This is a genomic window from Desulfatitalea tepidiphila, from assembly GCF_001293685.1.
In the GTDB taxonomy this organism is placed as follows: Bacteria; Desulfobacterota; Desulfobacteria; order Desulfobacterales; family Desulfosarcinaceae; genus Desulfatitalea; species Desulfatitalea tepidiphila.
The window spans coordinates 1,651,382-1,666,140 of the sequence record NZ_BCAG01000003.1 but is presented as its reverse complement, the minus strand read 5'-3'; the positions used below and the strand labels follow the sequence as shown (position 1 = coordinate 1,666,140).

Here is a 14,759-nt window from a genome sequence, read left to right as displayed (position 1 = left end):
ATTTTGAGCATAACGCAGATATCGGGCCAATTGGCCATTTCTGGATGGACACTCAGGAGGAGGAATGCGTATCGGTATGGGATATGACGTGCACCGCCTGGTCGACGGGCGGCGGCTGATTCTGGGAGGCGTCGATATACCTTTTGAAAAGGGGTTGCTGGGGCATTCCGATGCGGACGCACTTACTCACGCGATATGCGATGCCCTGCTGGGGGCGGCCGCGTTGGGGGATATCGGACAACACTTTCCTGATACGGATACTAAATATAAAGGTATAGATAGCATCGAATTGTTGAAGCATTGTTTGAGGCTGGTCAGGGCCGAGGGATACATTTTGGTCAATCTCGATGCCACCGTGATGGCCCAGGCGCCGAAGTTATCGCCCTACAAAGAGCGCATGCGTCAGACCCTGGCCGCGGCACTCGAATGCAACATCACCCAAATCAGCGTCAAGGCCACGACCACCGAGCGGCTGGGTTACATCGGAGCGGGCGAGGGTATTGCCGCCATGTGCATCGTCCTGATTGAATAGGATTGGTTTCATGGACTTTAAACGTATTGTCGTTAAATTAAAATTTTAAGGTTTCCATACGGGCGGGGATAAACCCCGCCCCTACATCGCCGGATTATGGCAACGTCCCGTATTACCACCCGAATCTCGTAGGGGCGGGCTTTATGCCCGCCCGGAACATCCTCGTGAGTTAACGACATGGATTTTAATCTGATTTCAGACATGAGCCCCAAGGGGGATCAACCTGCGGCCATCGAGCAGCTCCGTGCAGGGCTCGACCGACAGTTGACCGACCAGGTGTTGCTGGGCGTGACCGGTTCCGGAAAAACCTTCACGATGGCCAATGTGATCGCGGCAGTTAACCGTCCGACCATCGTCATCGCTCCCAACAAGACCCTGGCTGCCCAGTTGTATCAGGAATTCAAGCAGCTTTTTCCGGAAAACGCAGTCGAATATTTCGTCAGTTATTACGATTACTACCAACCCGAAGCCTACATCCCGAGCTCGGATACCTATATCCAGAAAGACTCTTCGATCAATGACATGATCGACAAGATGCGCCATTCGGCCACCCGATCGGTGCTCTCCCGGCGCGATGTCGTCGTGGTAGCCAGCGTTTCGTGCATATTCGGCCTGGGCGCACCCGAGGACTATCTGGGTATGCGCGTGGATGTGGCGAGCGACCTTGATTTTCCCAGGGACAAACTCCTGCGCGATCTGGTGGCCATGCATTATGAACGCAACGATATCGATTTTCATCGCGGCACGTTTCGGGTGCGGGGAGATCGCGTCGAGATTTTCCCGGCTTACGAGGAGAGCCAGTCCCTGCGCATCGATTTCTTCGGAGACACCATCGAGAGCATCGCCCAAGTCGATCCCCTACGCGGTGTCACCCTGCGAAAGCTGGACAAGGCCACCATTTTCCCGGCCAGCCACTATGTGACCTCCCGGCAGACCCTCAAACGTGCCGTCGAAACTATAATGGCAGAGCTTAAACTCCGGGTCGAATATTTCCGCGAAGAAAAAAAATTCATCGAATCCCAGCGCGTGGAGGAGCGCACCCGGTTCGACCTGGAGATGATCCAGGAGTTGGGCTATTGCAACGGCATCGAAAACTATTCCCGTCATCTGACCGGCCGCCGGGCCGGCGAACCGCCGCCGACCCTGCTTGACTATTTCCCGGACGACTATTTGATGTTCATCGACGAGAGTCATATCGCCATTCCCCAATTGCGGGCCATGTATCGGGGGGACCGCTCGCGCAAGGAGACCCTTGTCAACTACGGCTTCCGGCTGCCGTCGGCCCTGGACAACCGGCCGTTGACCTTCGAAGAGTGGCGCCAAAGGGTGGGCCAGGTGATCTATGTGTCGGCCACACCGGCCGAATATGAAAACGAAATGGCCCGGGGGGCGGTGGTCGAGCAGATCGTGCGCCCCACCGGACTGGTGGATCCGCAAATCGTGATCCGGCCCGCGCAACACCAGGTGGATGACCTCTTCGGTGAGATCGTGCAGTGCAAAGAGCGCAACGAGCGGGTGCTGATCACCACCTTGACCAAGCGCATGGCCGAGGACCTGTCCGAATATTATGCGGACCTGGGGATTGCCGTACGCTACCTGCACTCGGACATCACCACCCTGGAACGCATGGAGATTATACGGGAATTACGCATGGGCAAGTTCGATGTGCTGGTGGGCATCAACCTGCTGCGCGAGGGACTCGACATACCGGAAGTCAGCCTGGTGGCCATATTGGATGCGGACAAGGAGGGTTTCCTGCGGTCGGCCCGCTCGTTGATCCAGACCTTCGGACGCGCCGCCCGCAACGTGAATGGTACCGTTATTTTATACGCAGACAAGGAAACCGACGCCATGCGTCAGGCTATCGGGGAGACGAACCGCCGGCGAACCATTCAGTCCCAATACAATGTCCGACACGGCATTGTGCCCCAGAGCATTCGGAAAGGGATCGGTGCCGGTTTTGATGTGGCCTGCGAAGGCGCCGACACCGGCGCCAGAGAGGTCCGGGAGGCTATGGCAGGCTATCAGAGTGTCGAGCAGCTGACCGAGACCATCGAAGATCTCGAAAAGCGGATGCATGCGGCGGCCGGCGAGCTCGAATTCGAACGGGCCGCGGAACTGCGGGACAGAATCAAATTGTTGAAAACCAAGATGATGTTCGAGTCTTGATGATATGGTGGATTTTCATACGGAAAACAGCCAATCAGCTTCGGAAGCCTTCGATCGATTGACCGAACAGGTGACGCACGTCTCGACCGATCCCGGGGTGTATATCATGCGCGATCCCCAGGGCAAGGTGCTCTATGTCGGCAAGGCGCGCAACTTGAAAAAACGGCTGCAGTCCTATTTTCAGAGGCATCGCCCCCATGACCCCAAGACCCGGCTGCTGCTGGGCAAGGTAATGGATTTCGAGACGATCATCACCCATACGGAAAATGAGGCGCTGATACTCGAATCCAACCTGATCAAACGCCACCGGCCCCGGTATAACGTGGTATTGAAGGATGACAAACGCTATCCCTCATTGCGGCTGGACATCACCGAAAAATATCCCAATTTGAGTATCGTTCGCAAAATAAAAGATGACGGCGCGATCTATTTCGGCCCTTACGGATCGGCCGGGGCGGTGCGCCAGGCTTTGAAGTTCATCAACAAGACCTTTAAATTATGCAAATGTCGATGTGAACAGCAAAAAAAAAGAACACGCCCTTGCCTGAATTATCAAATGGGTTTATGCATGGGGCCTTGCGTGTTGGAGGTGGCACCCGAGGCCTACCAGGAAGCGGTCAAGGAGGTGGTCGCATTTTTAAGAGGGCGAACGCCGGCCCTGATCCGCAGGCTCAAAAAGCAGATGCTGGCCGCCGCGGCCAACCAGGCGTTCGAAAAAGCGGCCGCATTGCGGGACAAAATATTCGCCCTGGAAAAGACCCTCGAAAAGCAGGTTTCCGTGACGGCCGATCATAAGGACCGCGATGTGTTCGCCCTGGTCGAGGAGCAGCAACTTTCCGCCATCGCCTTGCTGCGCGTCCGGGGTGGATTTCTGCTGGGTGGCCGTAACTTTGCATTCGAAGAGGCCATCGGGACGCCCGAAGAACAAATGGGCAGCTTCCTGGGTCAGTACTATCAAACCGCGACATCGGTTCCCAGGGAAATCCTGGTCAGCCACCTGCCGATGGAAAAAGATGGGGTCGAAAAGCGGCTGAGCCACAGCCGGGGGGGCAGGGTGATCGTCAGCGCGCCACAGCGCGGTGACAAGGAAAAGCTGGTCCAGATGGCGTTCCAGAACGCCAGACAGGCGTTGATCGAGCATCGCCAGCTCAAGGATACGCGTTTTGAATTGCTCGAGGCGCTGGGTCGATGCATGCATCTCAAGCGACTGCCGCGGCGCATCGAGTGTTTCGACAACTCGAACCTCTTCGGCTCGGACCCGGTGGCCGCCATGGTGGTTTTTGAGAATGGAAAGCCCTTGCCGTCGGCCTATCGTCGCTATAAGATCCGATCCGGAGACAAACCGGACGACTATGCCCATATGGCCGAAGTGATCCGGCGGCGATTCGAAAAAGGCGAGGCGAGCCGACCATGGCCGGACCTGTTGCTGGTCGATGGCGGCAAGGGGCAAATCGGCGCGGCCCAGGCCGTTTTGATGCAGCTGGGACTGGCCGATGCCTTCGATCTGGCGGGCATCGCCAAAAAGGACCCGGCCGCCGGCCAGACACAGGATAAGATCTACCTGCCGGGACGCACCAACGCCGTCCAGTTCGGTCGGGACCAAGAGGCACTCTTATTATTGCAGCACGTCCGGGACGAGGCGCATCGCTGCGCGGTGACCTTTCAGCGTCGACGCAGACAGACAAGTGCGATGCAATCGATGCTGGATGGTATTCAAGGAGTCGGCTCGAAGCGAAAAGCGTTGCTCCTGAAGCGATTTGGAGGCATAGAGCAGATACGGGCCGCAAGCTTGGAGGAGCTGCAATCGGTCGAGGGTATTTCAATGAAAGTAGCTGAAAGTATCAAAAAAAACCTCAACCAAGTGACAACCTTAAAACCCTGAATGGAGAGCAAACATGAAAAGCCCTGTACGCGTCACCATCACTGGAGCAGCTGGACAAATCAGCTATTCACTCATTTTCCGTATCGCCCACGGCGATTTGCTGGGCCCGGACCAGCCTGTCATTCTGCAATTGCTGGAAATCCCACCGGCGATGAATGCCCTGAAGGGTGTCGTGATGGAACTGCAGGATTGCGCCTTTCCGCTGTTGTCCGACATGGTCCCCACCGACGACCCCAACGTGGCCTTCAAGGATGCGGATTATGCGTTTTTGGTCGGCGCTCGTCCACGAAGTGCGGGCATGGAACGATCGGACCTGCTCAAAGTGAATGCCGAGATTTTTTCGGTGCAGGGCAAGGCCCTCGACAAACATGCCAATCGCGACGTCAAGGTGCTGGTAGTGGGAAACCCGGCCAATACCAATGCTCTGATTACATTGAAAAACGCCCCTAGTTTAAATCCACGCAACATTACGGCCATGATGCGTCTGGACCACAACCGTTCGCTTTCCCAGTTGGCCGACAAACTCGGAAGTCACACGACAAACATCGAAAAAATGGTGGTCTGGGGCAACCATTCGGCCACCCAGTATCCGGACATCAGTTATGCCATGGTCGATGGCCAGGCCATCGCTGGGAAAGTCGACCAGGAGTGGTACGTAAAGGAATTCATCCCGACCATCCAACAGCGCGGCGCTGCCGTTATCAAAGCCCGTGGCGCTTCCAGCGCGGCATCGGCCGCATCGGCGGCCATCGACCACATGCACGATTGGGCGTTGGGCACCAACGGCAAATGGGTCAGCATGGGCGTTTACAGTTCCGGTAATTCCTACGGCATTGATGGCGACATCATCTATTCGTTTCCCATCGTCTGCGAGAACGGCAAATGGCAAGAGGTCCCCGGACTGAAGGTCGGTGATTTCAGCCGTGAACGTATGAAGCTCACCGAAAAGGAACTTTTGGACGAGAGAGCCGCTGTTTCCGCTTTGTTTTAGAGGGCGATAGCCGTTTTTCATCTGGTTGGGACGGCTCGTGTGGCAGGTCGGGCAGCACGGCCATGAAAAGAATGGGTTTGGTGCATTCTAAAAAATGTACTAAACCCATTCGCGATTTGGCCGAACTTAATCCCGTGTGGTTATAGCTTATTTAAATAACTATTAAATATTGACTTTTAAGCGGCAAGCGCGATAAAAGTATATTTCTGTACGCACCCAACGAATGGCCACGTGCGTCACTCATGCACGAGAGTCGGGCCTTTGTACAGGGATAGGCAACATACAATCAGACGCGGAAGATGGTGGCCGGCAATGGCGATACGGTTTGACTCGGATGGGGGCTTTAATGGACATTAAACAGCGACTTAAGGCGGTGCTGCAAGAAGCTGAAATTTATCGTTCCCAAGGATTGATCTCCGAAGCGCAGAGCAAATACAAGGATGCGGTAAATATCGTCAATTCCATCGAAAAGCTGAAAAACAAGGAGAGTCTCATCAAGGCGATTTCAGAAAAAATCAACGCCTTGAGGACGACCAAAGAAAAGGTTGAAAAGGGGCCCACGACCCCTGAGCTTTCCCAGAAGGCCCAGGATCTGATCAAGAACCTGTTCGCGTTTTCGGAAAGCACGGACCAGGATAGCGCCGCATTGGAAGGCGCCGTGGCATTGGCCAAGTTCGGACAGTTCGATCGTGCGCTCACCGAACTCAATGGGTTGCTGAAAAAGGAAAAGGTTCGCGTCGAAGCCGCCAAGAACATCCTCCAATGCCATCTGGCGTCGGCCGGCGCCGATGAGGCGATCAACCAATACCAACAGTGGTACACCGGCGATATTTTTCACGCCAACCAGCTTGAGGCCGTGAGGACCTTTCTCGAAGAGGTTCTGGCCAAAAAAGGCGTCGAAGCTAACCTGCCTTCCCTGCTGGAGACCATCGACCCGCAGCTCGAAGAATCGGTGGTGGAAGTACAACCTCAAGCCGAAGTTGAAGAGGAGTTTCTGGATATTACCTCCATCGGGATTACTTTCGATGCGGGCCCACGAAAAGGGAAGATGGTCGAGTTCGATGTAAATTTCCAGTCTGGAAACATGTTGAGCCTGATCATTTCCAAACAAGAGAGTGAATTGATCGAAACACTAGAAGAGCGCATGGAGCTGAAAGATGTTCAGTTTTTTTCGCCCATCGCCATCTTTAACGGTGCCGGCATGGTTGCGTCGAAAACCAAAATTAAGACTGGACCGAAACAGGGTGATTACTGCGTCGATATTCGTATCGTGAGCACATAAATGCGGCGTCACGAAATTTTATCCGAGTTTTTCCTGGGGGCCTTGAGTTATGGCGATTTTTAATTTGAAGAAGCGAGAAATTGAGTGCAAGGTTGTGTACTACGGACCGGGTCGGTGCGGCAAGACGACGAATCTGGAATATATATTCGGAGCCTATAAAAAGCAGGTCAAGGGGGAGATGGTTTCCATCAACACAGAGGGGGATCGGACCCTGTTTTTCGATTTTCTGCCCATTGGCCTCGGCCAGATCAGGGGGTGCGATGTGCGCGTTCAATTATACACGGTCCCCGGGCAGGTAAAGTACAGTTCCACCCGAAAGCTCGTGTTACGAGGAGTGGACGGTATCGTCTTTGTCGCCGATTCTCTTGAAGTGCGGCGTGAAAAAAACATGCTGTCGTTGAAGGACCTTCAGAGTAATTTGAAAGAATATGGCAAGAGCATTTTCAAAGTGCCGCTTGTCATGCAGTTCAACAAGAGAGACTTGGCGGAGCAAGGCATCCCGCTGATGTCGGTCGAACAGATGCAAAAAGATCTCAACCGCCAGCTGCAAGTGCCTGCCTTTGAGGGGAGTGCCGTTAAAGGTGATGGTGTGGGGGTAACGCTGAAGGAGTGTTTAAAGTTGACCCTTCAATCGCTCCAAAGGGAATTTAAATGGGCGCAGTAAGATAGAACCATGCGGGATAGCGTTGTACTGGCAGGAAGCCTCAGTTTTCTCGCCTTGGGCGACATCATGCAGTTGCTGGGAGCCAACGGCAGCACAGGGGTATTGCGCTTGATCAGCAGGTATGCCGCCGAACCCGGATTCATCTATTTTGAAAACGGGAATCCAATCAACGCCGCCTGTGGCTCGACGACCGGGTTGGAAGCCGTGTTCGAATTATTCGGCTGGACCGATGGAGAATTCGAATTCAACAAAGAAAATGTACTGACCCAACGGGTGATTACCAAAAGCCGCATGGGTATCATTTTAGAGGGCTTAAAAATGGTCGATGACGGTCAAATTAAAAGAGTGGGGCCAGGCGCGGCAGTTCGCAAACAGTCGGCCGGAGGTTCAGCGGATGCGATTCCCATCGTCAAGGGGCCAATGGTCGATTACATGTATGTTGCCGATGAAGAAGATTTCTTCGACGGAGAGTATATCGTCGAAGAGGGCAAGCACGGGAGCTGGATTTGGGTCATTCTCGAGGGGGTCGTGGAGATCGTCAGGGAGACACCCGAGGGGCAGCTGCCGATTGTGCGGTTGGGGGATGGCTCATTCATCGGCAGTCTGGCTTCTTTTTTGATTCAGGGACACATCCGCACCGCGACGGCCGTGGCGGTCGGTAACGTCCAACTGGGCGTGCTCGATTCCCAGAGGCTGGCTCAGGAGTTCGCGAAGTTGACCCCGGAATTCAGGGGGTTGCTCATCAGCCTGGACAAGCGGTTGAAGCAGCTCAATGAGCGCGTCATCGAGTTGCGCCAAAAGAAGTTGAGCCCCGAAGCTTACGTGGACAATAAAAAGCCGGTGATGAAGCAGGGCACAACCGAAGAAGATCTGTACGTCATTCGTGAAGGCAGCGGCTCCATCGTGCGCAATGACGATATCGGCCAGATTCCACTCGTCCAGCTCTTCAAGGGAGACTATTTCGGAAGCATCCCGTTTCTGGATCTCGGGCACGAACCCGAGTTTGCATCGGTTCTGGCCAACAAAGATCTGAAAGTCCGCAAGGCCGAACTATCGCAGCTCCAGAAGGAGTACAACAATCTATCCACGACCTTCAAAAATTTCATCGACAATGTATCGTCCTGCATATCCGTCAGTACGAGGGTTGTCTGCAACTACTATCAAAAATATGGCCTGAAGAAATAGCTATTGAATCGAATGGATAACTCAATCAGGTGAATACATTATGACAAACGAAGAAAAGAGGAAGCATTCTCGTATCGATTCCGTCAATCTGCTCAACTATGTCTATTTCGACGAAAACGAGGAAGAGGAAAACCAGGGCATGGGGCGAACGCTCAATGTCTCGGAGTCCGGAATTCTGCTGGAAACGCATAGCCCTATGGATGCCCGGCGAACGGTTTCTCTGACCATCGGTTTCAAGGAGGACGTGGTCGATATCAAGGGCAAGGTGGTTTACATGAGAAAAATGGAAAACAACATGTTCGAATCCGGCATCGAGTTCTTCGATATAGACCAGTCGGCCAACATTGTCTTGAAGAAATATATCGAGGCATTCAACGAGAATTCTCAGCCCTGATCCTTAAGTATCGGGCCATCTATTGAGAAAAAAGGAAATGTTTATCCAATGGTCATGGAAACGGAAATAAAGACGCTGAATCTGGTCAAGCGGGGAAAAGTGAGAGATATTTTCGACCTGGGCGACGCCCTGTTGATGGTCGCCTCGGACCGCATTTCGGCATTCGATGTGGTCATGCCGGAAATCGTTCCGGACAAGGGCAAAATTTTGAACCTGATCTCCCTTTATTGGTTCGATATCATGTCCGACCTGGTGCCCAACCATGTGATAACGGGCGATGTTAAAGCATTCCCAGAGAGTTGCCGTCCCTATGCCGACCTTTTGGCCGGGCGATCCATGTTGGTGAAAAAGTGTGAACCATTGCCCATCGAGTGCGTGGTACGGGGATATATTTCCGGTTCTGGCTGGAAATCATACCAGAAAGAGCAGAGCGTTTGTGGGATAGGACTGCCTGCCGGCCTCAAGGAGTCCGACCGACTGCCCGAACCTATTTTTACGCCCTCCACCAAGGAGGAGGTAGGGGTTCACGATATCAACATCGATTTCGAAGAGGCCGCCCGGCGGGTGGGCAGATCAATGGCCGAAAAGGTCCGCGACGTATCGCTCGCCATCTATAAAAAGGGGGCCCGATTGGCTCTTGAAAAAGGCATCATCATTGCCGACACGAAATTTGAATTCGGCATCGTCGACGGGAACCTCATCTTGATCGACGAAGTGCTGACACCCGATTCGAGCCGTTTCTGGCCGAGCAACCAGTATGCCCCCGGTGGTCCTCAGCCCAGCTTCGACAAGCAGTATTTGCGGGACTACCTCGATTCCATAAAATGGAACAAACAACCGCCAGCGCCGCATCTTCCCGAGGATGTGATTGCCAATACCCGCAAAAAGTATTTGGAAGCATTGCAGGCCATCACCGGCACGACCTATGGGATTTGAATGCAGGTGCATCGAACTGGCTCAAATCGACCGTGCTGATTCGACGTTTCGAATCAGCACGGACAGCCTGACCGATCGGTTAAAGGCCTCCATCCGGCAGATAGGCCTGTTGCACCCGCCTCTGTTACTTTCAAAAACCGATGCTTCACCCGTCTTGGCATCAAATACGCCCCGATTCGTCATTGTGAGCGGTTTTGCGCGTGTCGAGGCCTGCCAGGAACTGGGTTGGGATGTGATCCAGGCACATTGCCTGCCACCCGATGCGCCGGTCCATCGCTGTACCGTGATGGCCATAGCCGACAATCTCCACCGCCCCCTGAACGTGGTCGAAATGGCCCGCGCTGCTGCCTTGGTTGAACGAACGGATGCCGGCCGCACGGAGACCTTTGATCTGCTGGCGTCGATCGGCTTCAAACTCAATGATGACCTTGTAGGCAAACTTAACAGAGTGGGTTGCATGAATGAGAGATTGCAGCGCGGGCTGATCGAAGGAACCATCGCACTCCCTACGGCCATCGAACTTCACGAAATGGGGGATAACGACGGTGCTCAAGCGCTGGCTGAATTTTTTTTGAAAATGCAGCTGAGCCTGAGCCGTCAGCGCGAGGTGCTGGAGTGGGTTCAGGCCATTGTTCATCGAGAAAGAACCGACATATCCCAGCTGCTGACGGATGTGCTTGCCGGGCATCGAATGGACGATATCGAATGCGACCGCCCCAAGGTGTCCAATCAGATCCGTCAATTCTTAAGGCGGCGGCGTTATCCGGCAATCAGCGCTTATGAGCAACGTTATGCCCAATCCATCAAAGCCCTGAAGGTCCCCAACGGCATCCAACTCCATCCGTCACCACACTTCGAACATCCATCCTATAGCTTACACATCAATTTCACGACGCTCGACGATTTAAAGGAAAGACTCAAGAGTGCCCATAGACTGGCTGAATCTAACACCATGGCGTCACTTCTGGAACCAATTATCAAACAAGACTGATCCGCCTCTGTTTGTTGGTATATAAAATTCAATCCGTTAGCATAGTGTCCGTCCACAAATAGGCAAATTGGGTCGAGATCAAGGCGCGCGGGAAATTTAACCGCAGGCATATGGTCGATATTCCGAGGATTGAATTTTTCGCGCAACGCCGATATCGGGCCAATTGGTCATTTGTGGATGGGCACTAGCCTATGGCGATCAGGTTTCCATATGGGCGGGGTTAAATTCCGCCCCTACGACGCCCGTCTATGAAAAATGCCTGCATTACAGCCCAACTTCGTAGGGGTGGGCTTTATGCCCGCCCGTAATCCCTGAGCAAGTTAAAGAAATTGAAACCAAAATTTCACAAAATACAGGATCCTGGCTGCGATTGACCCAGAACTTCGAGTGGTCCGAAAACCAGCATTTTCAATGGACGGACAGGCTAACAAAGCCGTTGCAGAAGGATGGGATGTTCATAACAACATAAAATGGTTGGAAATAAAAAAATGAAGAAAAAGATGTTGACAAAATAATGATAAAGAAAATAAAACAAAAATATGAAATAAATGAGATTCATAAAATGGGCATTCAAGAGCGAAAAGAGCGCGAAAAAGAGCGCCGCAGGCAACAGATCATGGTGGCGGCCAAGCGGATTTTTGCAAACAAGGGGTTCGGACGCGCCACCATGGAAGATATTGCCAACGAGGCCGAGCTCAGCCCTGGCACCCTGTATCTCTATTTCAGAAGCAAGGATGAACTGTGCGTTTCGCTCTCGTTGCGCGTGCTCGAATACCTGTTGATCCGAATGGAACATTTGAACGACGACAAGCAATTGACACCATTCGAAAAAATTGTGCAACTGAAAAAAGCCCTGTTAGATGTGTACGAATTTGATCCATCGATTCTTACCAATTTGTTTTATTTGCAATCCAATGACACGATTAACGCGCTGAGTCCGGAACTCAAGGCTGAGATAGACAAATTGAGTGGTACGGCCTTGGGCAAAATTTCATCGATATTCGAAAAGGCCATCGAAGAGGGAACCTGCATGGACTGGTCTCCGGAAGGTTTGGCCAAAACGATCTGGTCGACGTTTTATGGCATCGTGCTTTGGGAAAAGGGTACGACCGGAAGCGAGCCGGATGTCGTCCAGCTCGGTCCCTTGGTCGATCGTGCCTTTCAGGTTTTTGAACGAGGTATTCGTAGATGAACGAGGAAGGCTTTTGTGCCGAACACATCAAAGGCCGGCAGTAAGCTCTCTTCTCACAGGCCTGGCAGCTCTCTTCCTCGATAACAGATCTACAACTGCACTTCCGTTCCACGTCCATACGATCCTTATGTAGATTAGAACAGCAATAATTCAGCCAATGGCGCAATTGGGAAAGGAGGCGATAAGACTTCATTCAATTCGGTGCTGTCAGGGGCGGTGGTCATGCCTGGTGATGCAATCAACGCACTGTTTTTTCACCCGTGGATGGCAGTGGCCCAATTTTAAATCAATAATTTGAATCAAGGGGTGTGCAACATGACAGAAAAGGAAATCGTCGAAACTTCGGAGGCCGAAATTGCCGTACATTGGCAGGAGGAAGACTATTACCATCCTTCCCCGCAGTTCATTGCCCAAGCCAACATGACCGATCCATCGATTTACCAACGTTTCAGCCTGGATAATTTTCCAAACTGCTTCAAGGAGTACGCCGATATGCTGGACTGGTACGAGTATTGGCACACCATGCTCGACACCAGCGATGCGCCGTGTTGGAAGTGGTTTGTGGGTGGCAAGATCAACGCCAGCTACAACTGTATCGATCGACATCTGGCGAAAAACAAAAACAAGACCGCTATCCATTTCGTGCCGGAACCCATCGAGGAAAAATACGAGCATATTACCTACCAGGATCTGTTTGTGCGGGTGAATGAGTTCGCTGCCCTGCTCAGGGATTTTTGCGGCCTGAAGGCAGGCGACCGGGTCACTTTGCATATGCCCATGGTTCCGGAGTTGCCCATCACCATGCTGGCCTGTGCGCGTCTCGGCGTAATCCATTCCCAGGTTTTCGGCGGATTCAGCGGAACGGCGTGCGCCGACCGTATCATCGATTCGGGCAGCCATGTCCTGATCACCATGGATGCCTACTATCGTAGCGGCAGCCTGATCGATCATAAAAAGAACGCGGATGTGGCCGTCGAACATGCCGCCAAGGCCGGGCAAAAGGTGGATAAGGTTCTGGTGTGGCAACGCTATCCCGGCAAAAACTCCTCTCCGACTACGATGGTGGAAGGGCGTGATTATTTCGTCAACGGGGTACTCAAGGATTTCTACGGCGCGCGCGTGGAACCGGTCCCGATGCCGGCTGAAGCGCCATTGTTCCTGATGTACACCAGTGGGACCACCGGCAAACCCAAGGGGTGCCAGCACAGCACCGGAGGTTACCTCGCCTATGTGGCCGGCACTTCAAAGTATGTGCAGGATATCCATCCCGAAGATGTCTACTGGTGCATGGCAGACATCGGCTGGATCACCGGACACTCCTACATCGTTTACGGACCGTTGGCCATTTGCGCCTCGAGCGTGATTTACGAAGGCGTGCCCACGTTCCCGGATGCGGGACGGCCGTGGCGCATCGCTCAGGATCTGGACGTGAATATCTTCCACACCGCTCCCACCGCCATTCGTGCCCTGCGGAAAATCGGACCGGACGAACCAGCCAAATACAATTATCATTTCAAACACATGACCACAGTCGGCGAGCCCATCGAACCCGAGGTATGGAAATGGTACCACAAGGAGGTCGGCAAAGGCGAAGCGATCATCGTGGATACCTGGTGGCAGACCGAAACCGGAGGATTCCTCTGCAGCACGCTGCCCGCCCTCACCCCGATGAAACCGGGCAGCGCCGGCCCAGGCATGCCGGGCATCCATCCAATTATCTTCGATGAAGACGGGAATATCCTTCCCCAGGGCGCCGGTAAGGCGGGCAATATCTGCATTCAGAACCCCTGGCCGGGTGCCTTTCAGACCATCTGGGGCGATCGCAATCGTTTTGTGACCAATTACTATGCCCGTTACTGCAAGAACCCGGACAGCAAGGATTGGCGCGACTGGCCCTATCTGACCGGTGACGCGGCGGTCGAGGCCAAGGACGGCTACTACCGCATCCTGGGCCGCATCGACGACGTCATCAATGTTTCCGGCCACCGTCTCGGTACCAAGGAGATCGAATCGGCGGCATTGGTGGTGCCGGAAGTCGCGGAGGCGGCCGTGGTGCCGGTGGCTCACGAGATCAAGGGGCGCGAACCCGACCTCTATATTGCATTGAAACCGGGCTTTAGTGCATCCGACGCTCTGGCCAAGAAGATTTCCGATGCGATATGCAACGAAATCGGAAAGATCGCCAAGCCTCGCAAGGTCTGGATCGTGCGCGACATGCCCAAGACCCGATCGGGTAAGATCATGCGGCGTGTGCTCGGGGCCATCTCCAACCGGAAAGATGTGGGCGACGTGACCACCCTGGCCAATCCGGACGTGGTCGAAGAGATCCAGCAAATGGTGAAGTAAAAGCGAACAGGGTGCGTTTGAGGGGCTGCCGCCTGCAGCAAGTCGGGCGGCAGCCGGAACCGAGGGGCAACCTTGCTGAAGCTCATGGAAAGGCAGGGAACGATGTTTTCAAAAACACATTGCAAGCGAGTGAAGGGGGGTGATCGATGGGGGAGGGGCCGAACAATGGTGGCTGACCGCCTTGGACGGTCGGTC

At 53.6% G+C, this 14,759-nt stretch carries 12 protein-coding genes; all 12 read left to right on the top strand.

What is annotated here, in order from left to right:
* Window positions 1-64: 64 nt before the first annotated feature.
* The 12 genes from ispF (at window position 65) to acs (ending at window position 14,564) form a co-directional block, all read left to right on the top strand.
* Window positions 65-532, top strand: coding sequence for a 2-C-methyl-D-erythritol 2,4-cyclodiphosphate synthase (gene ispF, locus DFT_RS12070; protein ID WP_054031438.1), 468 nt, complete (start codon window positions 65-67; stop codon window positions 530-532).
* Window positions 533-709: 177 nt separating this feature from the next.
* Window positions 710-2,701 carry an excinuclease ABC subunit UvrB gene (gene uvrB, locus DFT_RS12065; RefSeq protein WP_054031437.1) on the top strand — a complete coding sequence of 664 codons (1,992 nt, stop codon included), beginning with the start codon at window positions 710-712 and terminating at the stop codon, window positions 2,699-2,701.
* A gap of 4 nt (window positions 2,702-2,705) precedes the next feature.
* Window positions 2,706-4,583, top strand: a complete 1,878-nt coding sequence (uvrC, locus tag DFT_RS12060) for an excinuclease ABC subunit UvrC (RefSeq protein ID WP_054031436.1) — start codon at window positions 2,706-2,708, stop codon at window positions 4,581-4,583.
* A gap of 13 nt (window positions 4,584-4,596) precedes the next feature.
* Window positions 4,597-5,574, top strand: a complete 978-nt coding sequence (locus tag DFT_RS12055; protein ID WP_054031435.1) for a malate dehydrogenase — start codon at window positions 4,597-4,599, stop codon at window positions 5,572-5,574.
* Between the two features lie 346 nt (window positions 5,575-5,920).
* Entirely contained in the window at window positions 5,921-6,856 is a 936-nt protein-coding gene (locus DFT_RS12050; protein WP_054031434.1) for a tetratricopeptide repeat protein, read from the top strand.
* 49 nt (window positions 6,857-6,905) lie between these two features.
* On the top strand, window positions 6,906-7,520 hold the full coding sequence (locus tag DFT_RS12045; RefSeq protein WP_054031433.1) for a GTP-binding protein: 615 nt from the start codon (window positions 6,906-6,908) through the stop codon (window positions 7,518-7,520).
* 9 nt (window positions 7,521-7,529) lie between these two features.
* Window positions 7,530-8,705: a cyclic nucleotide-binding domain-containing protein gene (locus tag DFT_RS12040; RefSeq protein ID WP_054031432.1), complete on the top strand. Its 1,176-nt coding sequence runs from the start codon at window positions 7,530-7,532 to the stop codon at window positions 8,703-8,705.
* 40 nt (window positions 8,706-8,745) lie between these two features.
* Window positions 8,746-9,099: a PilZ domain-containing protein gene (locus DFT_RS12035; RefSeq protein WP_054031431.1), complete on the top strand. Its 354-nt coding sequence runs from the start codon at window positions 8,746-8,748 to the stop codon at window positions 9,097-9,099.
* Window positions 9,100-9,147: 48 nt separating this feature from the next.
* Window positions 9,148-10,035: a phosphoribosylaminoimidazolesuccinocarboxamide synthase gene (locus DFT_RS12030; RefSeq protein WP_054031430.1), complete on the top strand. Its 888-nt coding sequence runs from the start codon at window positions 9,148-9,150 to the stop codon at window positions 10,033-10,035.
* Window positions 10,025-11,026: a ParB/RepB/Spo0J family partition protein gene (locus DFT_RS12025; protein WP_054031429.1), complete on the top strand. Its 1,002-nt coding sequence runs from the start codon at window positions 10,025-10,027 to the stop codon at window positions 11,024-11,026. Before DFT_RS12030 ends, DFT_RS12025 begins: the two co-directional genes overlap by 11 nt.
* A gap of 562 nt (window positions 11,027-11,588) precedes the next feature.
* On the top strand, window positions 11,589-12,218 hold the full coding sequence (locus tag DFT_RS12020) for a TetR/AcrR family transcriptional regulator (RefSeq protein WP_054031428.1): 630 nt from the start codon (window positions 11,589-11,591) through the stop codon (window positions 12,216-12,218).
* Window positions 12,219-12,533: 315 nt separating this feature from the next.
* Window positions 12,534-14,564: an acetate--CoA ligase gene (gene acs, locus DFT_RS12015; protein ID WP_054031427.1), complete on the top strand. Its 2,031-nt coding sequence runs from the start codon at window positions 12,534-12,536 to the stop codon at window positions 14,562-14,564.
* The last annotated feature ends 195 nt before the right edge of the window (window positions 14,565-14,759 follow it).

What these genes read in the sequence shown, in the direction of transcription:
- acs (WP_054031427.1), top strand. Translation starts at nt 12,534, where the DNA reads ATGACAGAAAAGGAAATCGTCGAAACTTCGGAGGCCGAAATTGCCGTA.
- DFT_RS12030 (WP_054031430.1), top strand. Translation starts at nt 9,148, where the DNA reads ATGGTCATGGAAACGGAAATAAAGACGCTGAATCTGGTCAAGCGGGGA.
- uvrB (WP_054031437.1), top strand. Translation starts at nt 710, where the DNA reads ATGGATTTTAATCTGATTTCAGACATGAGCCCCAAGGGGGATCAACCT.
- DFT_RS12020 (WP_054031428.1), top strand. Translation starts at nt 11,589, where the DNA reads ATGGGCATTCAAGAGCGAAAAGAGCGCGAAAAAGAGCGCCGCAGGCAA.
- DFT_RS12055 (WP_054031435.1), top strand. Translation starts at nt 4,597, where the DNA reads ATGAAAAGCCCTGTACGCGTCACCATCACTGGAGCAGCTGGACAAATC.
- uvrC (WP_054031436.1), top strand. Translation starts at nt 2,706, where the DNA reads ATGGTGGATTTTCATACGGAAAACAGCCAATCAGCTTCGGAAGCCTTC.
- DFT_RS12040 (WP_054031432.1), top strand. Translation starts at nt 7,530, where the DNA reads ATGCGGGATAGCGTTGTACTGGCAGGAAGCCTCAGTTTTCTCGCCTTG.
- DFT_RS12045 (WP_054031433.1), top strand. Translation starts at nt 6,906, where the DNA reads ATGGCGATTTTTAATTTGAAGAAGCGAGAAATTGAGTGCAAGGTTGTG.
- DFT_RS12025 (WP_054031429.1), top strand. Translation starts at nt 10,025, where the DNA reads ATGGGATTTGAATGCAGGTGCATCGAACTGGCTCAAATCGACCGTGCT.
- ispF (WP_054031438.1), top strand. Translation starts at nt 65, where the DNA reads ATGCGTATCGGTATGGGATATGACGTGCACCGCCTGGTCGACGGGCGG.
- DFT_RS12050 (WP_054031434.1), top strand. Translation starts at nt 5,921, where the DNA reads ATGGACATTAAACAGCGACTTAAGGCGGTGCTGCAAGAAGCTGAAATT.
- DFT_RS12035 (WP_054031431.1), top strand. Translation starts at nt 8,746, where the DNA reads ATGACAAACGAAGAAAAGAGGAAGCATTCTCGTATCGATTCCGTCAAT.